Here is a 25,702-nt window from a genome sequence, read left to right on the forward strand (position 1 = left end):
CTCCGATGGTTTGGTTGAGGGGCCGTTCGATATGATTATGAATTAGTTCAAAGTGATAGATTGGATTATCCGGTGACGGGCTCTAGGGAGAGCTTGCCTGTGCTTCTGTCCGTCAGCACCATCCGCCCTTCCACGGGATTCCCTGACTCGTCGGTCCAGTTCATTCGGGCGGTACGTCCTTTTTCCACCAGGAAACGGACGGCCGTCTCCGTTAATTCGGCGCCGAAGCTGTTCTTCCAGATCACAAATCCGCATCCGGATTTGTACTCGCTGCAGCCATAGCCGCGCTTGCCCATGATGATGCGCCCGCGGCAGCCGGGTCTCGGGCATGCGGCTATGCCCGGCAAGGCCGTCGCAGCCGCTGCGGCCGGCGTGCCGCCTGCATGGGCGGGCACGCTTGCGCTGGCTGCGGCAAGCATCGGCTCCGCGCTGCGGCTCGAGCGCGTGCCGCCGGCGGGCGCCTTGCCCTCGGCGTCGCCGCTGCGCTTGGCGCGGGTGCGCTTCGCCGCCGGCGCTGCGGCAGCGCTGCCGCCTGTGGCCTCGCCCGCGGCTGCGCGCTTGCGCGTCCGCTTGGCTGCGCCTGCGGACGGGGCATCGCCCTCGAAGGCCTGCTTCGCTGCCTTCGACTGGACGCGAACCTTATCGACGATCAGGTTCGTGAATTTCTTGACATTGGCCATGAACGCTTCGTCCGAGGCCAATCCGCGGGCGATCTCATTGAGGCGGCGCTCCCAATGTCCTGTCATTTCGGGCGAGGTCAGAAGATCGACGCCCGCTCCGCGGACGAGCTCGATCGCTGTGCGCCCTTTCTGCGTAATGACGATGCGCTTGCCCTGCATGACGATATATCCTACTTGCTTAAGCCGCTCGATAACGGATGCCCGGGTGGCAGGAGTCCCCAGCCCCGAGTCCTTCATGGCATCGCGGAGCTCCTCATCCTCAATCTGCTTGCCCGCTCCCTCCATCGCTTTGAGCAGCGTTCCTTCCGTGTAGGCCTTCGGAGGCTGGGTTTCTTTTTCCTTAGCCGCTATTTTCGCGCATTTGACCGGAAGCTCCGGCTGAAGCGAGAAAGGCGTGCTGATTTCCTCCTCCGGCTCCTCCTCTTCGGATTTATCGGCTTTTCCTCGCGATTTGGGCTTGTCCTTCTTCTGATCCGCATAGATCACCTTCCAGCCTTCGGCAAGAAGCTGCTTGATGGTGCTCTTGAACATCTCCTGCTCGACTTCCGTCATGACCGTATGCATCTTGTACTCGGCAGGCGGGTAAAAATGCGATAAAAACCGGCGGACAACCAAATCATACACATTCTGCTCATCGCTGGATAATCCGCTGGCTTTTTTATGCGTAGGCAGAATCGCATGGTGATCCTCCACCTTCGCCGGATTGCACACCGCCTTATTGTTTTTATGCACTCTGCTTTTATCCGCATTCGCAACCAAGTGGCCATATCCGGTTCCCCTCAGCTGCTCCAGCGACCGGTGCATCTCGCCGATATTTTGCTCCGTCACATAGTTGGAATTTGTCCTGGGGTAGCTGATGACCTTATGCTTCTCATACAGCGCTTGAGCCAAATCCAGCGTCTTCTTCGCGGAATAGCCGTATTTCGCATTCGCTTCACGCTGCAGCAGAGTCAAATCATACAGCTTGAAAGGATACTCCTTCGTATCCTTTACCTCGTAGCTTGCGATCCTTCCCGGCTTGCCTTTAAGCTTCGCAACCAGGGCATTGGCTTTCTCTGGGTCGGTTATACGATCCCCTTGCCACAAGCCTTTATACTCGGTATCCCCTTGCTTGAACTGCGCCTCCACCTCATAAAACTTGCTGGACTGGAACGCCTCGATTTCTTTTTGCCGGTCATACAAAATAGCGAGCACCGGTGTCTGCACCCGCCCGACGGACAGCAGCTCGTTATGCTTGGTCGTAAAAGCGCGCGAGCCGTTCATTCCGATCAGCCAGTCCGCCTCGCTTCTTGCTCTTGCCGCCTTCGTCAAGTTCTCATATTCCGAGCCGTCCCTCAGCTCCGCAAAGCCTTTGCGAATCGTTTCCGGAGTCAAATCCGAAATCCACAGCCGCTTGACCGGGTGCTTCAGCTTCAAATGCCGTTGAATTAAGGAGAAGATATGCTGCCCCTCTCGCCCGGCATCACAGGCGTTTACCAGATGGCTGCATCGCTTCGCGAGCTCTGCAATCACCTTCAGCTGGTCCTTCGTCTTATAATTGGGAACGAGCTTGAACTGATCCGGTATGATCGGCAAGTCATTGAAGTTCCATTTCTTGTACCTGTCGTCATAGGCGTCAGGCTCTGCAAGCCCGATCAGATGGCCTATGGCCCATGTAATAATATATTGCTCACCTTCAATGTAAGTACGGTGATTTTTTGCTTTGGAATCTATTGCGGCGGCAATATTCCGGCCCATGTCCGGCTTCTCCGCAATGACAAGAGTCTTCAAACCTGGAATCGCTCCTTGAGAATAATAGAAGTTATTCACTCATCGTAACGAAAAATGAGTCTGTTGTAAACCTTGAAACAACAAACGCTCATGACGGGGTGGTCCTCATTCCCAGCCCGCCTGAGCGCTTCTTGGCCTACTTCAGATTCGAAATCGGCATTCGCATAATGATTTTGGTTCCTTCTTTGATTTTGCTTTCTATACGAAGACCATATTCCTCACCGAACACCATCTGAATCCGCCGATGCACATTCATCATGCCGATTCCGTTGGTGATCTTCTCGCTTTTGCCTACCGTGTCCGTCAACCGGTACGTCTCGAGCTTATTGTTCAGCTCCGCCAGCTTATCCTCCGGGATTCCCGCGCCATTGTCTTCTACGCTGACCCAGAAGATGTCTGACTCAATACCTGCATCAATTCGTATATAATGATGAGGCTCTACTCCATCCGGGAACGCGTGCTGAAATACATTCTCTACAAGCGGCTGGAGCGTCAGGCGCACCATTTTGTGAAGCAGTAAATTCGGAGGGACCGCCGCTTCGATTTCAAATTCGTCATCTACCCGGTGCTTCAGAATCGTCATATAGGTCAATACATGCTTCAGCTCATTAGCAACCGTAATTTCTTCCAGATTGGTTTGTACGGAATACCTGAGCATGTAAGCCATGGCCTTGACGATCTCGGATATTTCGTCCGAATCCTTTAACGCTGCATAACAAGCTATCGTCTCCAAAGTATTGTACAGGAAATGAGGATTAATCTGCATCTGCAGCGATTGGAACTCCGCCTTCTGGCGTTCCAGCTGCGTTTCGCGATTTTGCAGCTCAGCCTCGTAGACCTGCTTGACCAGCTCGGAGAGCCGCTTGACCATCATATTATAGCTGAAGGTCAGCTCCTCGATTTCATCCTTAGGTTCATTCGATCGAACCGGAATCGTCATCCAGTTCCCTTTCTCCGTCTGTCTCATCCCATTTTTCAAAATGCGTATCGGACGTGTAATGGAACGGCCGAACCGGTTCGACAGCCAGATAGACACAACAAGTGTACTCAGACCTACCAAAATCGTTGTCGTTCGGATGCCGGCGATCGGTTTCTTCAGCTCGTCAAGCGGCATAGTGGCGACCAAGGTCCAACCTGAATATTCGGAGTTGCGGCTTACATACATCCTCTTCTTGCTTCCATCCGAGCTTTCGAACATTTGAGCATCCGATTGGTCAAGCTGCTGCTTCAGCATGGGGGATACCTGCGTCCCGATCATCTCACGCTGCGGGTGATAGACGATCTCGCCCGATTCATCCAGAATGAAGAAATATCCGTCCTCACCGAGATCAATTCCTCCCCAAAGGGCCGCCAAATCCCTTATTTGAACCTCAAAGGCAAGGATACCGTTATAGGCCGGAGAGCTTAACCCTCTAATTTTCCGCGCCAGCGTAATGACGCTATTTTTTCTTTCCGGCTGTATCGTCGTATTCAAGGCGCTTAATTGGCCGTTATCCTTCGTCCTTTCCTTCAACATGGCCAAGCGTTTGGCGGCATCCGCCGAGCTGAGCGGCTGATCCGACCCTCCGCCGTTAAAGCTGAAGATGGAATTGCCGTTGTAGCTCATAATATACATATTCACGATCTCCGGGCTTCTAATAAAGATCGGTTTTATTCCATATTCTTTAATCGATGAATAAAAGCTGTAGTAATCGTAACCGTTCAGCGGCGGCTTGTCCAGAAACTGCTTCACATCCTGGTTGGAAAGCAGCGATGACATAGAACGGTCATAACTTTGCAAATAGAGATCCGTCTGATACATCGCATTGTTGACGATCTGAGACATATGCCGGCTGCTGAGCTGATCTAGCTCGTTCGACGAACGAGTATAAGTAAACACCCCTACCGAGGTCAACGAAACCACAATGACGACAAGAAAGTAAGTGAACAGCTTGCGAGATAAATTCCCTTTCATTATTTAATCCCCAGAATACTTCGGTATTCAGATGGCGAATAGCCTGTCATTTTTTTGAACATTTTTGTAAAATGAGGATAATCCTCGTAGCCTACTTCCGCCGCTATGTCGCTCATCTTCATATGAGGAACCGCCATCAGCTTCTGAGCAAGCTCGATCCGCTTTTTAATACGGTATTGCACGAAGGTTTCGTTCGTCATTTTCTTAAATAGGGAACTGAAATACGTCGGCGTAAGCCCAACCATCTCCGCCACTTCCTCCAATGTAATCTCCTGAGACAAGTGGTTGTCGATATAAGCCTTCGCTTCCTTCATCGGATCTTTAAAATTGCCGCTTCGTTTGACCATCAGATCGCTTGTCAATTGCTTGAGCTGACTCTCGAAGGCTATCAGGGCATCCTCTCTCGTAAGGGGGCGTGAATCGCTCTTCTCAACGGTCAGTACCATAGACTTGCGGGCCATCCGTTTGACAATCATATTGATGCACTCCTCCAGCAGTTCCTTCAGCTGGATAACGTTCAGCTCCGATTCCAGGCAGTACTGCTTCCACTGCTCGGTCAATTGCTTAACCTCGGTCAGGTTCAGCATCCAGATGGCTTGTTCAACCTCCTCGATCCACTCTTCATATTTGGTCAAGGATACAAAGCTTTTGGCCTTCGACTTGATCAGCGCATCCAGCACTTCGATGACATCCGATTTGGTTACGGGCTTCAGCAAATAATGCTTCACCCCGTAGGACATGCATTTTTGCGCATATTCAAAATCCGAGTAGCCCGAGATGACCACTACGGGGATATGGCTGTACTGCTCGTGAAGGTGTTTGCATAGCTCCAGCCCATCCATCTTCGGCATGCGGATGTCTGTGAAAATAATGTCGGGCACCTGAGTCTTGATGATTTCAAGCGCTTGTTGGCCGTTCGCCGCCGTATGAATATGGGAAGCGGGCAGCGGGTACTGCTCTGCCATACGGGCTAATCCTTTACGATTGATGGGTTCGTCATCTACAATGAGTAACTGCATGCTGTTAACCCCCTCCTTGTAAAACGGGAAAAGCATCCACCCTATCGCTAGGGCAGATGCTTGATAACTATTTTTTATTGGTGAAGATGGAAACGCCGTCTTTCTTATTGTATCTCTCTGTCGCTTCTTTAATAATATCGTTTCCGCCTTTTTGCTTATACTCTTCGATGACCTTAGGCCAATCGGAGATAGGCTCTTTACCGTAAACCATTTTCACCATATGATCAATGATCAATTTAGGACCTGTATCGCCAAGCGGAGTCAAGTCAGGATATTTGGAGAAGGCTTTCAAGTCCGGATAGAAGCCGATACCGCCAAGACCTTCCTTGGACAAGATGGTTTCAAACGCTTTCAAAGTATCTTGACCGTCCTTGTTCTGCTCCAATTGCAGCTTGTTGTAAGTGGAATCTTGTCCAACCCACAACGTTGTACGCCAGCCCTCTTCGTCCTTCTCATCCTTGTTTGCCGGAGCTTTGTACGAGATTTTGCCGTCTTTAACCGTGTAATTCTCTCCTTCAACACCAAGGCTGAAGAATTTGGCTGCTTCTTCGGTTTGCATCCACTCGAAGTATTTCATGATGCCGATAGCTTTCTCTTTATCTACATTCTTATTGATGTAGAACGTACGAACCATCGGGGAGTACAAGAAGTATCCGCCTTTGCCCTCCGGACCTGTCGGAGAAGGAATGACGTCGATTTTCGCATTAGGATCCACAGCGGTAATATTCGTTCTGAAGCCGGACAATCCGCCGCTTAAGTTAGCAGACCACATCCCCGCTTTACCCGCGTTGATGTTTTTGCTGTAGTCCGTAGAGGAAATCGTTGCAAAGTCTTTCGGAATCAAGCCTTCATCATACATGGTTTTCAAGGTTTGAAGAGCTTTTTGCATATTTTCTACATCAAAGAACTTCGGAACGACTTGATCACCTTGCTGTTCAAACTGATCCTTGTATGGAAGCACGTCGAACGCTCCGAAGACGACATCCGCGTACTTGAAGTTTTCACGCATTTGGTAAGGGTTTTCAACTCCGAGTTTCTTAAAGGCACGCATGACGTTCAAGAAATCATCGATTGTCTTAGGAGCCGGCAATCCTGTCTTCTCCAGCAAGTCTGTCCGAATATAAGTCGCGCGGCGGGATGGATTCGTCAAGTAATCCGGAATCCCGTAGATCTTGCCATTGTAAGTAACGGAATCCCAGGCTGCTTTGGGAACGTTTTTATAAAGGGTCGGTGCGTATTGCTTGATCAAGTCATCCAAGGGCTGGAATACGCCTGCTTCAACGGAGCCCGCCATGTCTTTACCTGTAGGCAAATCCAAGCTTCCAAGCACATCCGGAATATCGTTGCCCGCGAACAATACGCTCATCTTTTCCCTTTGAATTAACCTAACATCCAATTCGGTATTCGTCAACTTGTTTAAGCGCTGAACCCATTTCTCTTTACTTAAATCGGGCTGCTTTTGGCCATAACCGTCCCCTACAGTCGTAGGAAATGAGATCGAAAATTTCAAAGGACCTTTAGAAGCTGCCGGAGCGCCTCCTTTGTCTCCATCCTTCGTCCCTGCCCCGCTGGAGCAGCCGGCTATGGAGCCGACTGCCAATACGGAAGCCATGACAAGACCAACTGTTTTTTTCATTGTACCCCTTCTCCCTTTAATGTACTTACTAACAGATTGATTTTTGATTGCGTTTACATCGTTATTATAACTTGCTAAAGCAATTATCAATATTGTTAAAATTACGGGAGGTTGTGTTTTTTTATGATTTGATAGAGCCTACCAGCATCCCTTTAATAAAATGCTTTTGCAGGAACGGATATACCAGCATAATAGGCACCGTTGCGATAACGATAACAGCCATTTTCAAGCCTTCTGGCGACAAGTTAATTGCCTGATCCAATGCAGATGAATCGGATGCTCCGAACTGGTCCGTAATGATCATCTCACGAAGTCTCACTTGAAGCGGGATTAACGACCGGCTGTTGATGTAGTAAATGGCCGCTGAATAGGTGTTCCAGTTGGATACGGCGTACATGATTCCCATAGTAGCCATGGCAGGCTTGGACAATGGAAGGACGATTCTCCACAGCATCCCCATCTCGCCGCAGCCGTCGATCCGCGCGGAATCGAAAAGCTCATTCGGCAAGTTCATGAAGAACGATCTCATAACGAACAAGTTATATGCGCTGATGGCGGTAGGAATCATAAGAACCCACAACGTGTTCAACAGCTTGATGTTTTTGAGCAGCAGGTAGTTCGGAATTAGTGGAGCATGGAAGATCAATGTGATAAGCACCATGATCAGTATGACTTTGCGACCCAAATATTCCTGTCTGGACAACGGGTACGCCAGAGATGCCGTCGCCGCCAGGTTAATCAATGTACCTCCGACGGTGATGATGACACTGTTTCTAAATGCAATCCAGATCGTCTTGTCCTGCAAAATGCTGGTATAGTTGGCGCCTGTGAAATTCACCGGCCAGAAATAGACGAGACCTTTGTTGATGGCTACGCTGTTACTGAAAGATTGTGCGATAACGTGCAGTAATGGCAGCACCATCGTTAAACCGAGTACTGTCAAAAAGATAATATTGATGATATTAAACGTACGTACACCCTTGCTTATGACCATTCTGTTTTCACCTCCGTAGTACTTTCCTGGTATTAATACAGACCGTCGCCGGTAGCTTTTTTACTGAACGTGTTACCCACCATAATAAGCAGCAGACCTACCAGGGATTTGAACAATCCGATAGCCGTTGTATAGCTGTATTGTCGGTCGACCAAACCGGCTCTGTACACATACGTATCTAGAATTTCCCCGTTCTCGCTATTGAGCGGATTCAAGAAGATGTATACGCGCTCGAACCCGAAGTCCAGGAAGTTCCCCATGTGAAGAAGGAGCAGGATCGTGATCGTCGGCAGGATGGTTGGAATCGTAATGGAAAAGGTTTGACGCCATCTGCTGGCACCGTCGATTTGAGCTGCTTCGTATAAATCAGGGTTAATTCCCGCGATAGCCGCCAAATAAATGATCGTTCCCCAGCCGCTGTCTTTCCAGATCCCCGATCCGATAAGAATCGTACGAATATAAGAGTTATCACCCAGGAAGTAGATAGAATCAATACCGAAGTTGGCCAAGATTTGATTAACGAAGCCAGTCGTCGGAGAAAGCAGCCCCACCACGATACCGCCTACGATAACCCAGGACAAAAAGTGCGGCATATAGATAACTGTTTGTACAATTCGTTTATACGTTTGAATGCGCAATTCGTTTAGAAGCAATGCCAGTATGATAGGAACTGGAAAAGCAAACACAAGATCGTATAAACCAATTAACAAAGTGTTCTTAAGAATAACCAGAAACTCGGTGTATTCGAACATTCTCTTGAAGTGAGCCAACCCTACCCATTCACTGCCGCTAATCCCCTTAAAAATGTTGTAGTCTTGAAAGGCAATGATCGAGCCGAGCAATGGCACATATTTAAATACTAAAAAGAAAATAATACCCGGAATTGAAAGAAGATACAGCGAGAAATATTTTTTAAAAAACATCATTTTGTGGCTTTTAGATTTGAACTGGACCTGAACGCGGTCAGACGCTTGAATTTTACTTGCCATTCGACACCCCTCCTCTAGTCAATGTTTGATTTTGTACTTTGATTGTACTTGGGGGCCGCTTGTCCCACAATGGACTCGTTTGTAGTCAGTTGTGTTTTTTTACGTTTTCAAATGGTTGCATTTCCCAAACTTACTGTGATATAGTATATACCCTGTCTTTAAAATCATGGTTTGAACCGAATGGAGGTTTATCGTTTTGGAATCCAGTGTGCATAGTGCGTATCAAGAGGAATTACAGCAATTGGAAGAGACTCTGGGGGAAATCGACCAGCAGCTGGAGGAGCTGCGCAAGATTCCTCCCTATACCGGAGAGGACCACACGGAGCAAGTGCTGGAATCGATTCGTGAATCCAGACGCCGCAACCTGGCGGTTGCCCGGAATGAGCCGTACTTTGGCAGGCTGGATTTTCAAGAGCAAGGCCAGAACGAGCCCTCTCCATTATATATAGGTAAGGTCGGCGTCGAGAAGGAATCCTCCTTGGATCTGATGGTTATTGACTGGCGTGCGCCTGTCGCTAGTTTATTTTATTCCTTCACAGGCGGTACGGACGCGGTTGCTTACGACTCTCCGGAGGGCACGGTAGAAGGTCTTGTTTATTTAAAAAGGAATCTTGTCATTCGCAAGCAAATCCTTCAGCGGGTCGTCGACACTTACGATCGAAGTGGCGATCAAATGGCGGTGACCGACGAATTTCTGCTCTATCGGCTGGGAGAGAATAAGGACAATAAGCTCCGCGACATTGTATCGACTATCCAGGCGGAGCAAGACGCCATTATCCGTGCGGTCAAGAACAGCGCTTTAATTATTCAAGGGGTCGCGGGAAGCGGGAAAACCACCGTTGCTCTGCATCGGCTCGCCTTTCTTTTATATCAATACCGGGACCAGGTGCGCGCGGAACGAATGATCATCCTGGCGCCTAACCGAATGTTTCTCGATTATATTTCCGGCGTTCTTCCTGAGCTAGGTGTCGGGCATATTCAGCAGACCACCTTCACCGACTGGGCGCTTGAGCTTCTGGAGCATGAAGTGAAGCTTGCAGATCAAGCCGAACGGTTGACCTACTGGTTCCAGGTCGGAGACCGCCGCCCTCCAATGGATGATACGGCTCCCGGCCGACTTAAAGGCTCCCTTTCATTCATGAAGTGGCTGGATCGAGTCCTGCAGCAGTATGAAGCTCATGCGGTTCCCCGATCCGATTTTGTGCCTTGGGACGGAGCTCGGCTGCCTCATTCCGCCATTCGCAAATGGTATGATGTGGAAAATAAGCATGAGCCGCTGATGAAGCGCCGTGAGCGTGTATTGGCAAGAATAAAGCGCTGGCTTGAGATGGAGCTCGAAAAGGTGTGGGAGGTTCATCTGAAAAAGGATTATAAAAAGAAAGGCTCGCAAAGGCTTCGCGAGTATTCGAAGCATTGGACCGCTTATACTCCTTTCTCCTTCTATAAGGAACTGTTTCAGACGGACGGCAAATCGGGCTTTATGACGAAGGAGCTGCAGTCGGAGCTTACAGAGGAATTAAGAGCGGATACGGAAGCTTATCTTAAGAAAAAACGCGTTCAACCGGAGGATCTTGCCCCCCTCTTATATATTCGAGCCAAGTTTGCCGGCATCCATGGCGACCTTACATTTGACCATACGGTTATTGATGAAGCGCAAGACTTCTCTCCCTTTCAGGTCGCCCTGCTTCAGCTGCATACGCGTAACCAGTCCTTCACTATCCTCGGGGATTTGTCCCAAGGAATTCATGCCTATCAAGGCATAACCGATTGGAACGAATTCAGCTCCTTGTTCGAGGAAGGCAAAACCTCCTACTTCCAATTAAACAGAAGCTACCGCTCCACCATGGAAATCATCTACTTTGCCAACGAAGTGCTGACTCGCGGCTGGAAGCAGACGCCGGCGCTTGCGGTTCCTGTGTTCCGCAGCGGCGACACCGTCCGTATAGTGCATAGAGACGGGCCGAGGCTCGTTCCCGAGCTGATCCGTGAGATTCAGCGATTGCAATCTGGAGACGTGTCCACCGTAGCGGTCTTGGGACGAACCGAAGCACGCTGCAAGGAGCTGCATAAGCAGCTGAGCGCTGCAGGAATGGAAGCGAATTTCATCTCCGCAGGCCAGCAGCGTTATGAAGGGGGGATCTCGGTTGTACCTTCCTTTATGGCAAAAGGACTTGAATTCGATGCCGTTATTATTGTAGACGCGGATTCAGAGAATTACCAAGCCACACCTCAGGACGCCAAGCTGCTGTATGTCGGATGCACGCGTGCCCTTCACTCCCTTCAGCTATGGTACAGCGGCGAACCTTCCCCGCTTATTGCCGATATCTCGGGAGAGTTCGTCGTTCAGGGTTAATTCATGCAGAAGTAAGCGACTATCTTTGCTTAAAAAATACAGGATACCTGAATTCGGGTATCCTGTATTTTTTTTCGTTATATTATAAATGAGCTCAACGTAAAGCATCTGTATCAGCTTCGAATCCGAGGTCGTGCTTTGCAGAATTCATTTGTTATGCTTTCAGCAAGCTTTGAAACTCCGGAACCACGTAGGCTTTACCACCGGTAAGTGCTCCCACCAGATTCCGGGAAGCGACCATGGCCATATCGTTCCGCGTTTTAGCGGTTGCCGATCCGATATGCGGTACCGTGACGACATTATCCAGCTGCAGCAGCGGGTTGTCCGGCGAGGTCGGCTCTTGGGCAAACACATCGAGTCCCGCGCCGCGTATGATTCCGTTCCGCAGAGCATCGATCAGTGCCTCTTCATCTACCGTCTGGCCGCGGGATGCGTTGATAAAGAATGCGCTAGGCTTCATCAGCTCAAAATGCTCTTTACGGATAAAGTGAACGGTCTCCGGCGTTAACGGAGTCATCAGAACAACAAAATCAGACTCCTTGAGCAGCTGCTCAAGTGAGCAATATTGCGCGCCGAACCGTTCCTCCACCTCCGGCTTGCGGCTGCGGTTATAGTACAGCAGATTCATATCAAAGCCGTGTACGGCTCTCTTGGCTATAGCTTCCCCGATTCTGCCCATGCCGATGATCCCGAGCGTGGCATGGTGAACATCCATCCCGAACAGGTCCTCCTCGCGAACCTGGCCCCTTCTCCACTTGCCCTGCTTGACGAAGGCATCGAGCTCCGCGATTCTTCTTGCCGAAGCCAGCATCAAAGCGAGCACCAAATCGGCTACCGTATCGTCCAGCACATAAGGGGTATGGGTTCCGATGACCCCTCTGGCTTTCATTTCCTCAATGTTAAAATGGTTATAGCCTACGCTGATAGAGCTTACCGCCTTCAACCGCGGCGCGCGTTCCAGCAGCTCGGCATTGACAGACGTACCGCTTAAAAGTAGTCCATCGTAGTCTTTAATCTTGTCAAGAAGCTGTTCTCTTGGCATCGATCCTTGCCCGTCCCATAGGGTGCAGTCACAATGCTCTTGTAAATAGGCTAAGCATTCAGCAGGAATTTTACGGGTAATGAGTATTTTCGGTCTAGATGCCATGATCTTGCCTCCTCTTGCTGATATTAGGATGCTGATCCTGCCTGTACGGCTTGCTGGTCCGGACTCAGCACCTCATTCAAGCTTCCGGAACGGTATCCCTTTAAGTCCAGTGTAACGTACGCATAGCCGATTTCCTTCAGCTTGGCGTGGACTGTGTCTGCCACGGCGAGCACTTCCGCCAGATCGGAAGCAGGTACTTCGATCCTGGCCAAATTCTCATGCTGACGGACCCGCACCTGACGGAAGCCAAGCTGGATCAGGAAATCCTCCGCTTGATCGATCATCGACAGCTTCAATGCGGTTATTGCTTCCCCATACGGAATACGGGACGACAGGCAAGCAAAGGACGGCTTATCCCATGTGCGCAATCCGAATTGGCGGGACATATGGCGAATCTCAGCTTTTTTAATTCCTGCCTCAAGCAGCGGAGCAAGAACTCCCTTCTCATGCGCAGCCTGCAAGCCTGGGCGGTGCTCGCCCAAATCATCGGCAATGGCGCCGAAGATCACATGCTCGAAGCCGCGTTCCTTGGCAATAGGAATCAAGTGGTCGAACAACGAATTTTTGCAGAAATAACAGCGGTTCGTCGGATTCTCCGCATAGCCTGGAATATCCAGCTCGCTCGTATGAATCACCTCATGCACTGCTCCTAGCTCCTTCGCCAGTGCTACAGCTTCTTCCTTCTCCCTAACCGGATAGGTTTCGGAATCAGCAGTAATCGCCAAGACGTTGTCGCGTCCCAGAAACTCCATTGCCGCCTTCAACAAGAATGCGCTGTCTACGCCGCCGGAAAATGCGACCACTACTTTCTCCATGGATCGCAGTATTTGGCCAAGCTTCTCGTATTTTTGTTCCATGGTCTCCATATTTATTCCTCCTGAAGGCTTCCGAGGGAAGCCGTATCTTTTAATCGTCCCGGTATCGCCTCTAATCGTTTTGCAATCGTGTGCATAGAAATCATAATTAGTACCTGGATTTATTCATTATAGTCTTTTTTCACTTTTTGAAAAAGAGGGAAGCTCACAGGAGCGCATTATTTTATCTATAAGAAGAAGATATTTGGCACAATAGACCTTCAAACTCCACAGACGACAGCGGTTTGCTGAAATAATAGCCCTGCGCCTGACCGCAATTTTGCTCCAGCAAAAACTGCAGGTCCTCCAACGTTTCCACGCCTTCCGCTACAACATCCAGCTTCAAGTGATTCGCCATGGCTATAATGGTCGTGACGATAGCCGCATTATCAGGGTCCATCGTAATATCGCGAATGAACGATTGATCAATTTTCAATTTATGAATAGGGATCTTTTTCAAGTAATGAAGCGAGCTATAACCCGTACCGAAATCATCCATGGAAATCCGGATTCCTTCCTGCTTGAGCATGTTCAGCTTCTGGATCACTTGTTCGACATTGTCCATGGCCATGCTTTCTGTTATTTCCAGCTCAAGCCACTGCGCTTCGAGCCCGCTCTCCTCCATCGCGCTCAATATATCATCGACAAGATCGGTTTTCTGAAACTGACGCGTCGACAGATTAACGGACACCGTAATCTTCGGCAAGCCGGCATCCTGCCAGCGTTTGTTTTGCATGCAAGCCGTACGGATAACCCAGTCTCCTACCGGAATAATAAGTCCGGTTTCCTCAGCTAACGGGATGAACAATGCAGGCGAGATCAATCCATGCTTGGGATGCCTCCAACGAATGAGCGCTTCCATGCCGATCAGTTTATTGCCTCGTATGTCGTACTGCGGCTGGTAATACAGCTCGAATTCGTCCCGCTCAAGCGCCTTGCGCAGATCATATTCAAGCTCAAGCCGGCGAAGAGGGTTGGATGCAAGCTCTTCATCGTGAATTCGATAACCTGCATAACCTTGTTCCCTCTGCTCCTTCGATATTAAAGAAGCATGCCGCAGCAGGCCGTTCATGTCAGTTCCATCCTGCGGGTACCGGGCGATACCCACCGTTCCGGGAATGACGAACTCGCGGTCAAATACAGCGAAGGGGGCCGTCAGCTGGTGCTGAATGATTCTGACCTGTTCCGCTAAATCAATCGATTCGTCCAGACACTTGTACAAAATAACGAATTCATAATTGCCCAGCCGGCTGATCAAATCCGCACGGGTCATGCAGCGCTGCAGCCGCTCGCTAACCTGCTTTAGCAGCATGTCCCCCCAATTGATGCCTAACGATTCGTTAATAATCTGAAACCGTTCCAGATTGATCAGCATGATGGCAAAAGGAGCGTGAGGCAGCTCGCTTCCGGCCGCAGCGATCGTCTGCGTCAGCTGAATTTGAAATAAGGTTCTGTTGGGAAGACCGGTCAGAGTGTCGTGGTACGCCATATGCTCTATCAATTGAACGGTAAGCCTCTGTTCCGTAATATCCTTCATGACAAGAAACAAATAGCTATACCGGCCGCTGCGGGCGGGAATAAACCGGAAATGCAAGGTCAGCACATGCCCGGATCGGTGGCGAAAATCACATTCAATCGAGCGGATCTCTCCTGCAAGCGCCCGTTTATACTGCTCCATGAAAGACGCAGAGCCCCCGGGTTCAAGAAAAATATAAAATAACTGCTTCATAATCGTCAGGGAGTCGTAGCCGGTCAGCTTGATAAACTCGGGATTGGCTTGCCGGATACAGCCGCAATGATCCAGCAGGATAATAGCATCTCCACTTAATTCAAATAAAGGATGCGATGTGATGGCACTTATCGATTCCGAGACACTCATGATGTATCACTCCCACCCTGCCGTTCATGATTTTGGTTTATTATACCATAAGGACGTCGTCAGGATTGCAAATTTTGCAGAATGATGTAGAATTTTATCTCATTTAAAGTTAAAAAAGGACCGCGAGGCAGCCCCCGTGATCCTTTGCCATACAGCACATGTTATAATAATTTCTCGATAGCTTCTTGCAGCTCTTGGTCCTCCGGGGCAACACGGCTGGAAAACCGCCCTTGAATATGGCCCTCCCGGTCGATAAGGAATTTCTCAAAATTCCATTTGACCTCGCCGCTCGGATTTGCCTGTTCCGTCAGCAGCTGATATAAAGGATGCTTGTCTTCGCCCAAAATTTGGATTTTGTCCAATACTTCAAAGCTGACACCATAATTGGTGCTGCAAAATTGCTGGATTTCTTCCATCGTTCCCGGTTCTTGTCCGCCAAAATCGTTGCAGGGAAAACCGAGAATAACTAGTCCCCGTTCCTTCCACTGCTGATTGAGCTTCTCCAGGCCGGCATATTGAGGTGTAAAGCCGCATTTAGAGGCAACATTGACGATTAACAGCACTTTGCCTTTATACTCGCTCATGGATTTGATGCTTCCGTCTGCCGCTTGAACCGATACCGAATAGATCGATGCCATGATCCATACCTCCTTCTTCTACTTATTCTTCATCATATCATGAATAAGAATGGAATAAAAATCCTCCTCCCATTCGTATATCGGGGACGATTTTGATACAATAAATAGGTTATAACTGCCATGCCGCCCGAAGGAGGAAATTCCCCAATGAATGAGATTGAGAACATACAGAATAAGCTGGAGCAGGCTATCCGATTGCTGGAGAGCAGATTCCTGGAGCGGGAGGAATTGATCCGTTTGCTCCTGCTTGGATTAATGAGCAATGAGAATGTTCTGCTGATCGGGCCGCCGGGCACGGCGAAATCCCAGCTAGCGAGAGCGGTCTCCCAGCTGTTCGGCAGCGGCCGTTGGTTCGACTATCTGCTGACCCGGTTTACGACGCCGGACGAAATGTTCGGTCCCGTTTCCCTTCAGCAATTAAAGCAGGACGTATACGTCCGTCAAACGGAAGGCTATTTACCGTCCGCCCATTTTGCTTTTCTTGATGAGATTTTTAAAGCGAACAGCGCCATCTTGAACGCGCTATTGTCTATCCTGAACGAACGCATATTTTTCAACGGACGGGAAAAGGAGCAGTCGCCTCTCATTTTCTTGATGGCCGCCTCGAACGAGCTGCCGGAGGATAATGATCAGCTGACTGCGCTGTACGACCGTTTTCTGATACGTTATGAGGTTGGATTTATTAAGCAAATGTCCAGCTATGAACGTATGTTTCAGCTGCCGACGGAGCCTCTCCCTTCGCTGCTTTCGCTTCAGGACGTGGAGACCGTTCGCTTCAAAGCTGGCCAGGTAACGATTCCGGAATCGCTCGTCTATATGCTCTTCCGTTTAAAGACGGAAATGGAGGCCAAGGAATACTCTCTCTCCGACCGCAGATGGAGAAAGATCGGGCAAGTGTGGAAGACCTCGGCGGCATTGAATGGACGCGATACCGTCAACGTCTGGGATACCGTCTATACCCCGCATATGCTGTGGGATTATCCGGAGGACTTGACCGTTCTGCAAGAGCTGTTTCAAAAGGAGTTCCAAGAAGCGTTAAAGCAGGAATCGGAAAGAGAGCTGCCGCTGCGCACCTATGATCAGACCGCCAAGCACTGGTTGGGCCTTGAAGACGAGCTCCACGCCTTTCAATTCAAGAAGGAAGTCGGTGGCAGCATGAATAAGGACGCCCAGGAGCAGATGAAGCAGAAGCTGGAAAATTGCCGGGTCGAACTGGAGGATACGGCGAGAGCGCTGAGAGGTAAGCTGGTTCAGTGGCAGCAGCGGGAGAAGGATTTGCCCGGCTATATCCGCAACCAAAACTTTCTGCTTACGCAAACAGACCGTTTTGCGGTGAAGTATACCCATCTGCGAATTCAAGGCGAACGTATTCTGCAGACCATTCAGGGACTGTACCGGACCTTGTTTGACCGTGAGATTCCCGGCGTCCAGTACGATTATACTTTGTAGCAAGACCATCACAGTGACCGGCGGTGACCCTCAATGATCATCCAATGCGCGCGTATCGATCGCTTCGTCTTTGACGGTTACGTGCATTCCTCCCGAACGGCGCAGGAATGGATACGTGAAGCCAAGGCAACAACGGAATGGTTTTCCGTAGAGCTGTTTGCCGATTTTTTCATGTGCTTTTATTTGCCTCAGCCGCAGTATGATTCAACGCTGGAGGAACCCCCATTTCACCGGTGGCTCGTTCAACAGCTTCGGGGACAATTTTTCTACAGGACAATTCACCCCAGGACGATTGGCGAGGTCAACGCCTCCTTCAAGACCGCTTTAAAAAGCTTAATGTGGTTAACCAGCAGTTATGCCGAGGAGGTCAAACGGAGGAAAAAGGACGAGCAGCAGCTCTCCATCGGGTTCAATGAACGCATGCAGCAGCAAGGGCAGGACGACTCGCTCCTTCAAGAGCGGCTATCCGAGAAGCAGATTGAGCAGCTTAAGCTGGTTGGTTATACGCTGCAGCAGGGCAAAAAAAATGTAGAGGACAAGCAGACCGCTCTGGATACCCGTCCGCTGGTTGAAGCAGAAATTGTTCAGCTAAAACAGCGCATTGAGGAGCTTCAGGAGCAGATGCGGACCGACTTTACCAAGCGGGACAAAGCTAGGCAGAAGCTGAAGAAGACCGAGGCTGAGCTGGAGCAGCGCGAGAAGCAGCTGGAGCGATTCACGAAACGGGACAAGGAAATGTTTCAACAGCTGGAGGAACAGCTAGGCCAATGGCTGAACCGGTCGTTGAAGGAATCTCTCTCCACGGAGGATCAGGAGAGCTTGAACGTGCATGAGCTGCTGCAAGCCAGTCAACGCATTGCCAACCGACGGTGGGGAAGCGATCTCGGACGGCTTCACCGTCAGGAGTTCGCCAATTACATGGCATGGGTCGACAAGCTGAAAAGACATCCTGAGCTTATCGCCTTTCTCCAGGAGGTCGGGCGCAACCTTCAGCATCTTAAAGTGATGCGTAAACAGATGAAATCGCCCCATATTCCGGAAGCATACGATGATCTGCGGCAATCCGGCCAAATCGCGCACATGCTGCCCAGTGAAGCCAGTCTGTTGGCCGATGAAGATTATGAGCTGTATTTTACCGTAAAATGGCTGGATCGGAAGCTGCTCACCTATAACATCACCGGATGGACGGACGAGCCGCAAAGAGGCCCCGTGATCTGTATGCTGGATACATCCCATTCCATGCGGGGCAGCAAGCTTCGTCTTGCCCAAATCTTCACCGCCACCTTCGCCGCCTTCAGTCTTCTGGAGCGCCGCGACTTCATTCTGCTTCTGTTCGGAACAAGAGGCGAGCTGGTCGAGCAGCCGCTCTATTGGCGCAAGCCGGATTGGCCCTCCTTCTACTCCATATCCCAGCTCGCATTTGGGGGCGGAACGCATTTTGACGCTCCGATCAAACGCGGAATCGAGCTGGTCGAGCATCATCCCCGCTTTCCGGATGCGGATTTCGTAATGGTGACGGACGGTATCGGAACCATAGGAGCCGAGGTGCGGCAGCAGCTCTTCGAGCTCGGCAGGAAAAAGCAGGTACGCCTCCACACGCTCATCATTGGCAATGCCAGACAGCACTTGGTGAATGCCTACGATATTCTAGGCGTTTCCCATCAGGTTCGTTTCGCCGCTACATGGGAAACCCAGGATCCTGTCAAGGACGAGCTGCTTCTCGATGTGTTCCGCAAGCGGTAGATAGCACTAAGTATCCTATAAATTAAATCCATCCATTGCCGCCAACGCGGTATTCGCAGGGAAATGGACCAAGATGTCTATTCAATAAGATCAAAGAAAAACCCGCTAATCGCATCTAGCATTAGCGGGTTTTGGTTATGAAATCAATATAAGCGCAGTCTGTAGCTTTCATCGAGGGAACGGGTAATCTGCTCCTCCGTCGACCCCGTATGCTTCGCAAGAATTCGTGCCGGTACCGGAAGCTGCTCTTTATCGAGCCAGGATTCGGGATTCCACAGCATCGAGCGCTTGAAGGCTTTGGCGCAGTGCATATAGCATTCCTCTACTTCGACACCGATTCCGAGCAAGGGAGCCTTGCCGTGGGCCTGCATCTGATTCAACAACGCCTCATCCTTGATAACATAGGCTTTGCCGTTGACCCGCAGCGTCTCTTCCAGACCGGGAATGAGGAATATCAAGCCGATATTCGGATTCGAAACGATGTTCCGCAAGGAATCCATCCTGCGGTTGCCCGGCCTTTCCGGGATCACCAGACGCTGCTCGTCAAGAACCAGGACAAAGCCTGGGGCATCCCCTCTCGGCGATACGTCGCATTTTCCTTCTCCGTCTGCCGTAGCTATAAGAACAAACGGCGATCTGGCAATATAATCCTTGCAATGAGAATCTATCGCCGAGACGACTTTACGATTCACGACCTCGCTCGGATAACCTAGAATATCTCTTAGCTCCTGCTCTGAGGAGATAACCTGCTGAAACCCGGAAGCTCCTTGAGTCATAGTCTTACTATCCCACCTCTCTAATGCATGCTATTTACGCCCAGCGTCCTGCTCTGCAGGTGATTTTCAAATGCTCTTCGATCCGTTGTAAGGACTTTTCGATATTGCCCAGGCTCTTGGTGCTTCTATTGGAATTACGGATAAGAGTATAGATGACATAAAGTACGAGTAATATCAAGATGAGATTAATCAACTGAACTATTGCAGTTCCCCAATGAAACATCCATCATTCCCTCCTTAATACTCCGCCTCTTCCTCCGTTTGCTAAACATAAGCATCCTACGAGTCGGCCGTTCGCAAGCGGGCAAACTGATTATAATTCGGATAGCTGTGCAAGTCATAGCCGGGCTCCACTGTAAACCGGCCGATCTTGGTCGGTACCTGCTCCGCCGCGCTTCGCTTGGTAATCTTGGTGAAGAAATCTATTCTACTTCAAACTTCATCTTATATAAATCTACCCCGTAGCAAGTAAAAAACCCACCCCATTGACTGATTGCTCAGCCATTAAGGCGGGTGCTTAAATATCGTATCACAGGTTCACTCAAGCGGCAATGCTTACCGCCCAAAAAATGTCATTACTTGATAACGCCGCATGCTACGCGGTTACCGGAATTGCCCGAAGGATCCGTCTTATAGTCGTCTTCCTTCTCATGAATAACAAGCGCGGTGCCCCCGGTCTTGAACAGCGAATTCGCTTTATCCTTGGCGAGGGTCAATTTCGGAGCTACGACCTCCGCTCTTCCTCTGCCGTCAGAGCCAACCTCCAGGTTCGGTAGATCTCCTGCGTGGTAGCCTTGCGGATTATCAAAGCCATGGTGCTTATGCTCAGGATTGAAGTGCTCCCCTGCCGATTTGAAATCCGGAGGAGTGCATACTCCTGTCTCATGAATGTGCATACCGTGTTTGCCAGGCGTCATGCCGGCTACGTCGACTTGGAATTTCACTCCTTCAGGCACCTGAGTGAGTGTGGCTGTTCCAATTTTGGACCCTTTGCTGTTGATGATGTCGATCGTCTTCGGAGCAGGCACCGGCTCATTAGCCTGGGTCGCCATAGAATTGGAACCAGCACTTTCCTCCACAGCAGATCCGTCATGATGTCCAGGATGCTCAAGGTCCGTCGATGCCGAAGTAGACACCGATTTCCATTCACAACCTGAAGTAAGCACCAGCGCGAAGCTAAGCATCAGAGCTCCGCGGTTAACCCATTTTCTCATGCTCTTATCCTCCATTGGTTCAAAAATGTTCCTCTATCATTGTTTACCTAATGGAGAATAAATAAACATAAATTTCAGACGGTTAAGAAACGAGAAACGGATTCTTCCATTCCATCAGCATGGCACAATTGTGAGAATCCTCATCCTCCAAGTAACCGTGGATCAGTTTCACCGGAGTTCTTCCGCAGCGCATTAGAAAGGTAAGCACCGGGTCCTTCAGCCTACCTGCAAGAACCGAGTCGACATATTGCTCAGGTGTCATGGAAGCGGCATGAAGATGGTAGCCGGGGATACGTCCGCCCCCAAGCAGTCTCCGGAGCTTCAATTCAATAACGACTTCATACATCGATTGCATCAGCAGCTTGCCTAGACCAAGCTGCCGGTAGGCAGGGAGCGCACAGATATCGACGATGTACAGCGTGTTCCCGTTCGGATTGTGATTGCGAATGTAGCCGCCATCCGTTATCTCTTCCCATGTATGTTCCGCATGATTAGGGTCAAAGTCGATCATCAATCCGGTGATAGACGCTGCTATCTTGCCTTCCAGCTCTACACAGAGTGCGCCTTGCGGAAACAGGGTCACATGTTGGTTCAGCTGTTCTTCATTCCACCACAGCTCCGATGGAAATGGAGGCGGAAAGCTCTGCTCTTGAATATGGATGAGATCGGCAAAATCTGCCTTGGTATAAGAACGGACAAGCGCCGGTATAGGGCGGTCCTGATCAAAAACAAACAGTTCTTTATGATACAAGAGTCCCTACTCCTCTCTAGCTCCAATCCGTGTACAGATCCGTTCTGCGGTCGCGCCATGTCGTTACGGACCCCTTCTCCCGCACTTGATGCAGCAGGCTCAAATCCAAATCCGCTGTTATCACCATATCATGGTTAATTTCGCCCGCAGCGAGCAAGCCGCCGGGAGGAAAAGGCACGTCGTTAGGCGTAATAACGGCCGCTTGTCCGTAGTTCCCTCTCATAAAGTCTACGGTAGGGAGAGAACCGATGGTTCCTGTGGTCACGACATATATTTGATTCTCAATGGTTCTGGCGTGGCAGGTATAGCGGACCCGATGGAAGCCATGCCGGTCATCCGTACAAGAAGGACAGAAGATGACGTCGGCCCCGCGTGCCCGGGCCATTCTTACGATTTCAGGAAATTCGATATCATAGCAGATCAGGATAGCGATCTTCCCTTTGTCCGTATCAAATATATGCAGCGCATCGCCGGCTTGCATGTTCCACTCTTTCACTTCTGTCGGCGTAATATGAAGCTTGCGCTGCTCCCCGATGCGTCCGTCCGGATAAAACAGATAAGCGGTGTTATACAAGCGGCCTTTTTCTTCAATAATATGGGTTCCGCCAATAATATGCATTCCGGTTTGCCGGGCTAACGAGACGAACAGTTCCTTATATGAATCCGTAAAGGCAGGCAGCTCCTCAATCGTCAACGCTTCCGGGTGCTTCTTGCCTCCGCCGATGGACATTAGCTGGGTCGTAAACAATTCGGGAAAAAGGACGAAGTCCGCTTCGAATTCCTCCGCGGTTTTTACGTAGTGCGTAACTTGCGCGGCAAATTCTTCAAAGCTGCCAATCGTATGTAAATGGTATTGCACCGCTGATACTCTCAATTTCATTGTTTTAACTCCTTTACTTCGGCTAAGCCGGGGATTCTTTCTCTATACCGCTTTCTTCAATAGGATCAAAAAATAAAATATGAGGCTTTTTCAGGCACCAGGTTGTCATACATCGCTGATTTGCCACATTGACGGTTTTTATAGGCTCCAGTAGGATACCTTGAAGCTTCTCCGTCATTTTCATTAATCGCTGCTCGTCTACAAGATAACGGATTGTCCCGTCCGGAAGCTTATACTGTTCATTCTCCATACGGACCACGCGGTCCTCGATGCCAATGCTTGAAGCCAGCCTCGCGAACAGCAGTCCTCCCGGTCGAAGCACTCGCCAGAGCTCCTGAAGCATTTGTTGGAAGTGCAGGTCATTCAGGGCAAAATGAAGAACGGCGCAGCTGATCACGACGTCAAAGCTATCATTGGCAAAGCCCATTTTTTCAACAGCCTCTACCCGTGCCTGCTCATCCTCCCATTCAGGGGCAAGCGTCCGGCCCAGCTTCCTGACCTGCTGAATTGCATCCTCCGACCTGTCCACGGCGAAAATAGAGTATCCGCTTCGCAAGAAATAAGTAAGGTTTCGTCCCGTGCCGCACCCGGCATCCAGAATTTTCATTTCTTCCGTTATTCGGCCTTTTAATAACTGATCCAATAAGTATATATCCATTTCGCCGAAAAGCTCGCGAGGGTCCATTCGCTGTATCAGCTCGCTTCCAGATCATAACTTTTGTTCAGACATTATATCATCAATAATACAAGAAAACCACGGTTCAAGGGCATACTACGAAACGATGAAAGGAGGGGAACTTATCCATGAAGAATAACTTGACCGGAGATACAGAGAGCTGGATCGAGAAGGTTCACGATACGCAAGCCAAGGACGAAAAAAACCGCAAGCACCAAGGGGACGGACATCCGGATAAGTCTTTGCCTAACAAGCAGCATCGCAATGGGAATTAGATGAAAAAAGCACCCGCATTCGGGTGCTTTTTTAAGTGTTTAATATAAGGTAATCTTAGGCCTCAACGGTATCCACATGCTCCAGCCAGTTCATTTCCTCCGCGGTCAGCCGGATTCTTGCCCCGTCACGGCAGGAGGTCAATTCCGCCATATCCCTAGCCCCGATTAGTGCGGCTGTAGGAAAAGCCTGATTCAGGACATACGCGAGAGCGATCTGAATCATTGTGACTCCCTTTTGGGCAGCCAGCTCCTGTGCCCTGCGCAAACGCTCCCAATTCGCATCGCTGTAGTAAATGCGGACGATTTCTTTATCATCCAGCTTATCGGGAGCATACCGCCCGGTAAAGAAGCCTCTTGCCTGCGATGACCAGGACAGCAGCGGCAGCTGCGTCTTCTCATGCCATTGGCAGGTCTCTGCATCCGCCGACACACAGCCCTTCCAATGAGGCTCGTTCGGCTTGGCCAGGCTCAAGTTCGGGCTGCTGAAGGTAAATCCCTTAAGCCCATTGGCACGCGCATAATCATTGGCTTCCTGCAGCCTCTGATAAGTCCAATTGGAAGCCCCTATCGCATGAATGCGTCCAGCTTGAATATGCTCGTTCAAGGCATCTATAATGACGCTGACCGGAACCGTCTCGTCATCCCGATGCAAGCCGTACAGGTCGATATAATCCGTTTCCAGACGCTCGAGGCTTTTCTCCAGATCGCTGCGGATAGCCTCTGGATTCACTCTCGGACCATCGGCATTGTGGTGCGCTCCTTTGGTCAGAATGACCACATCCTGACGGTTGCCGCGCTCCTTCATCCATTTGCCGATCGTTTCTTCGCTCTGACCCCCGCAGTAAATGTGAGCCGTATCGATCGTATTGCCGCCAATAGCGAAGTAATTGTCCAGTACGTCACATACTTTATCGTAAACAGCATGAGTGAAGAAATCCGAGCCCTGAATCAAATTGGATACCGGCTTTTGCAAGCCTTCAATACGGATCGTTTCCATATCCTTCAGCTCCTTATCCCAAAGTAACGCGAACGCGTTCTTGTGCAGATTTCAAACAAGCATCGATGACACGCATATTGAGTACAGCATCGGACGGGTCAAACTTCTGAGGCTTGCCTTCGAGAACGCTTCGTCCCAGATCGTCGGCTTGAAGCGCATATTGGTTCACATAGGGAACCGATACTTCCCTGCGCTCTCCTTTGACTGTGACGAAGAAATGATCATCCGCGTTCTGCCGAACGACATAGGCGCTTGGCACCTCGATGCGGCCTTCCGTTCCCAGAATCTCCAGCACATTGCGTCCGGCGGCCCACATGCCGCAGTCGAAGGTCAAGGCAACGCCGTCCGCGAATTCGAGCAACCCCGATGCCATCATATCGACGTTATCGTGCTCCGGCGAGAAGAAAGCGTGCACCGTGGCAGCCTGTGGTTCTTGCTCGAGAATGAACCGCGCCGCGCTGATAGGATATACACCCACATCATACAAGGAGCCGCCGCCCATGAATTGCTTGTAGCGAACATTGTTGGCATCCTTGGCGTTGTTGAAGGTAAACGCTCCGCGTATGCCTCGGATCGTGCCGATTTCACCCGACTGTATGACATCCTTGATCATTGCATAACGGGGATGATGACGGTACATAAAGGCTTCGGCGAATTTGACTCCGGCTTTCGCGCAAGCCGCTATCATCTCTTCCGCTTCCGCGGCATTCAGGGCAAAAGGTTTTTCACACAGCACATGTTTACCGGCTTCAGCAGCCCGAATGGTCCATTCTTTATGAAGGTGATTGGGAAGCGGTATGTAAACGGCATCAATTTGGTCATCCTCCAACAAGGCCTCGTAGCTTCCATAATGCACAGGGATATTTAATTGGGCCGCTGTTTCCTTGGCCTTCTCTTCTCCGCGGCTTGCAATTGCGGAAACTACTCCCGTCTGTGACTGCTGAATGCCCGGTATGACCGCACGCTTGGCAATCCCCGCGCAGCCCAGAATTCCCCACCGCAGCTTTGTTTGACTCATTGCATTCCCA

At 50.1% G+C, this 25,702-nt stretch carries 23 protein-coding genes; 4 read left to right on the forward strand and 19 right to left on the reverse strand.

Translation table 11 applies throughout. The features are described 5' to 3' along the window. Window positions 1-65: 65 nt before the first annotated feature. The 6 genes from ABEA66_RS34090 to ABEA66_RS34115 all read right to left on the reverse strand — a co-directional run bounded on the left by ABEA66_RS34090 (window position 66) and on the right by ABEA66_RS34115 (window position 9,042). The gene (locus tag ABEA66_RS34090) at window positions 66-2,450 is read right to left on the reverse strand and encodes a type IA DNA topoisomerase (protein WP_345594676.1); all 2,385 of its coding nucleotides are present in this window, start codon (window positions 2,448-2,450) and stop codon (window positions 66-68) included. Between the two features lie 136 nt (window positions 2,451-2,586). Then, complete coding sequence (locus ABEA66_RS34095; RefSeq protein WP_179135901.1) at window positions 2,587-4,404, reverse strand: cache domain-containing sensor histidine kinase; 1,818 nt, start codon at window positions 4,402-4,404, stop codon at window positions 2,587-2,589. Continuing rightward, window positions 4,404-5,423, reverse strand: a complete 1,020-nt coding sequence (locus ABEA66_RS34100; RefSeq protein WP_079909183.1) for a response regulator transcription factor — start codon at window positions 5,421-5,423, stop codon at window positions 4,404-4,406. The genes ABEA66_RS34095 and ABEA66_RS34100 overlap by 1 nt, the downstream gene beginning before the upstream one ends. A 67-nt stretch (window positions 5,424-5,490) precedes the next feature. Beyond that, on the reverse strand, window positions 5,491-7,059 hold the full coding sequence (locus tag ABEA66_RS34105) for a type 2 periplasmic-binding domain-containing protein (protein WP_079909182.1): 1,569 nt from the start codon (window positions 7,057-7,059) through the stop codon (window positions 5,491-5,493). Window positions 7,060-7,180: 121 nt separating this feature from the next. Next, window positions 7,181-8,053 (reverse strand): carbohydrate ABC transporter permease, encoded by an 873-nt coding sequence (locus ABEA66_RS34110; protein ID WP_345594680.1) that lies wholly within the window; start codon window positions 8,051-8,053, stop codon window positions 7,181-7,183. 32 nt (window positions 8,054-8,085) lie between these two features. Then, window positions 8,086-9,042, reverse strand: coding sequence for an ABC transporter permease (locus tag ABEA66_RS34115; protein WP_079909180.1), 957 nt, complete (start codon window positions 9,040-9,042; stop codon window positions 8,086-8,088). Between the two features lie 196 nt (window positions 9,043-9,238). Here ABEA66_RS34115 and ABEA66_RS34120 point away from each other — a divergent pair, with 196 nt between their 5' ends. Beyond that, complete coding sequence (locus ABEA66_RS34120; protein ID WP_345594683.1) at window positions 9,239-11,395, forward strand: HelD family protein; 2,157 nt, start codon at window positions 9,239-9,241, stop codon at window positions 11,393-11,395. A gap of 154 nt (window positions 11,396-11,549) precedes the next feature. Here ABEA66_RS34120 and ABEA66_RS34125 read toward each other — a convergent pair whose 3' ends face one another. The 4 genes from ABEA66_RS34125 to ABEA66_RS34140 form a co-directional block, all read right to left on the reverse strand. After that, window positions 11,550-12,542, reverse strand: a complete 993-nt coding sequence (locus ABEA66_RS34125) for a 2-hydroxyacid dehydrogenase (protein WP_345594685.1) — start codon at window positions 12,540-12,542, stop codon at window positions 11,550-11,552. Between the two features lie 23 nt (window positions 12,543-12,565). Continuing rightward, window positions 12,566-13,408 carry an ATP-dependent sacrificial sulfur transferase LarE gene (gene larE / locus ABEA66_RS34130; RefSeq protein ID WP_345594687.1) on the reverse strand — a complete coding sequence of 281 codons (843 nt, stop codon included), beginning with the start codon at window positions 13,406-13,408 and terminating at the stop codon, window positions 12,566-12,568. A 172-nt stretch (window positions 13,409-13,580) separates the two neighbouring features. Next, entirely contained in the window at window positions 13,581-15,275 is a 1,695-nt protein-coding gene (locus ABEA66_RS34135; RefSeq protein WP_345594689.1) for a sensor domain-containing protein, read from the reverse strand. Between the two features lie 161 nt (window positions 15,276-15,436). After that, window positions 15,437-15,913 carry a glutathione peroxidase gene (locus tag ABEA66_RS34140; protein WP_345594691.1) on the reverse strand — a complete coding sequence of 159 codons (477 nt, stop codon included), beginning with the start codon at window positions 15,911-15,913 and terminating at the stop codon, window positions 15,437-15,439. A gap of 147 nt (window positions 15,914-16,060) precedes the next feature. Here ABEA66_RS34140 and ABEA66_RS34145 point away from each other — a divergent pair, with 147 nt between their 5' ends. Both ABEA66_RS34145 and ABEA66_RS34150 read left to right on the forward strand, forming a co-directional pair. After that, window positions 16,061-17,362, forward strand: coding sequence for an AAA family ATPase (locus tag ABEA66_RS34145; protein ID WP_345594693.1), 1,302 nt, complete (start codon window positions 16,061-16,063; stop codon window positions 17,360-17,362). Window positions 17,363-17,395: 33 nt separating this feature from the next. Further along, window positions 17,396-19,105, forward strand: a complete 1,710-nt coding sequence (locus ABEA66_RS34150; protein ID WP_345594695.1) for a hypothetical protein — start codon at window positions 17,396-17,398, stop codon at window positions 19,103-19,105. Between the two features lie 143 nt (window positions 19,106-19,248). On the opposite strand, the gene ABEA66_RS34155 is transcribed toward ABEA66_RS34150, so the two are convergent. The 7 genes from ABEA66_RS34155 to ABEA66_RS34185 all read right to left on the reverse strand — a co-directional run bounded on the left by ABEA66_RS34155 (window position 19,249) and on the right by ABEA66_RS34185 (window position 23,369). Continuing rightward, entirely contained in the window at window positions 19,249-19,881 is a 633-nt protein-coding gene (locus ABEA66_RS34155) for a pyridoxamine 5'-phosphate oxidase family protein (RefSeq protein ID WP_079909172.1), read from the reverse strand. Window positions 19,882-19,915: 34 nt separating this feature from the next. Then, the gene (locus tag ABEA66_RS34160; RefSeq protein ID WP_345594699.1) at window positions 19,916-20,104 is read right to left on the reverse strand and encodes a hypothetical protein; all 189 of its coding nucleotides are present in this window, start codon (window positions 20,102-20,104) and stop codon (window positions 19,916-19,918) included. A 56-nt stretch (window positions 20,105-20,160) separates the two neighbouring features. Next, window positions 20,161-20,307 (reverse strand): DUF3900 domain-containing protein, encoded by a 147-nt coding sequence (locus ABEA66_RS34165; RefSeq protein ID WP_425571587.1) that lies wholly within the window; start codon window positions 20,305-20,307, stop codon window positions 20,161-20,163. 149 nt (window positions 20,308-20,456) lie between these two features. After that, a complete protein-coding gene (locus ABEA66_RS34170) occupies window positions 20,457-21,095 on the reverse strand; it encodes a superoxide dismutase family protein (protein WP_079909170.1) in 639 nt (212 codons plus the stop codon). Between the two features lie 82 nt (window positions 21,096-21,177). Beyond that, window positions 21,178-21,846 (reverse strand): GNAT family N-acetyltransferase, encoded by a 669-nt coding sequence (locus ABEA66_RS34175; RefSeq protein ID WP_345594701.1) that lies wholly within the window; start codon window positions 21,844-21,846, stop codon window positions 21,178-21,180. 16 nt (window positions 21,847-21,862) lie between these two features. After that, window positions 21,863-22,726: a carbon-nitrogen hydrolase family protein gene (locus ABEA66_RS34180; RefSeq protein ID WP_345594703.1), complete on the reverse strand. Its 864-nt coding sequence runs from the start codon at window positions 22,724-22,726 to the stop codon at window positions 21,863-21,865. Between the two features lie 22 nt (window positions 22,727-22,748). Then, window positions 22,749-23,369 carry a class I SAM-dependent methyltransferase gene (locus ABEA66_RS34185; RefSeq protein ID WP_345594705.1) on the reverse strand — a complete coding sequence of 207 codons (621 nt, stop codon included), beginning with the start codon at window positions 23,367-23,369 and terminating at the stop codon, window positions 22,749-22,751. 161 nt (window positions 23,370-23,530) lie between these two features. Between ABEA66_RS34185 and ABEA66_RS34190 the strand changes: the two genes are divergently transcribed. Beyond that, window positions 23,531-23,677, forward strand: a complete 147-nt coding sequence (locus ABEA66_RS34190) for a DUF4023 domain-containing protein (protein ID WP_079909166.1) — start codon at window positions 23,531-23,533, stop codon at window positions 23,675-23,677. A gap of 55 nt (window positions 23,678-23,732) precedes the next feature. Here ABEA66_RS34190 and ABEA66_RS34195 read toward each other — a convergent pair whose 3' ends face one another. Then, on the reverse strand, window positions 23,733-24,674 hold the full coding sequence (locus ABEA66_RS34195) for an aldo/keto reductase (RefSeq protein WP_192701580.1): 942 nt from the start codon (window positions 24,672-24,674) through the stop codon (window positions 23,733-23,735). Window positions 24,675-24,687: 13 nt separating this feature from the next. After that, complete coding sequence (locus ABEA66_RS34200) at window positions 24,688-25,692, reverse strand: Gfo/Idh/MocA family protein (protein ID WP_345594708.1); 1,005 nt, start codon at window positions 25,690-25,692, stop codon at window positions 24,688-24,690. Between the last annotated feature and the right edge of the window lie 10 nt (window positions 25,693-25,702).

It is taken from the genome of Paenibacillus vulneris, assembly GCF_039543185.1.
Taxonomy (GTDB): domain Bacteria; phylum Bacillota; class Bacilli; order Paenibacillales; family NBRC-103111; genus Paenibacillus_S; species Paenibacillus_S vulneris.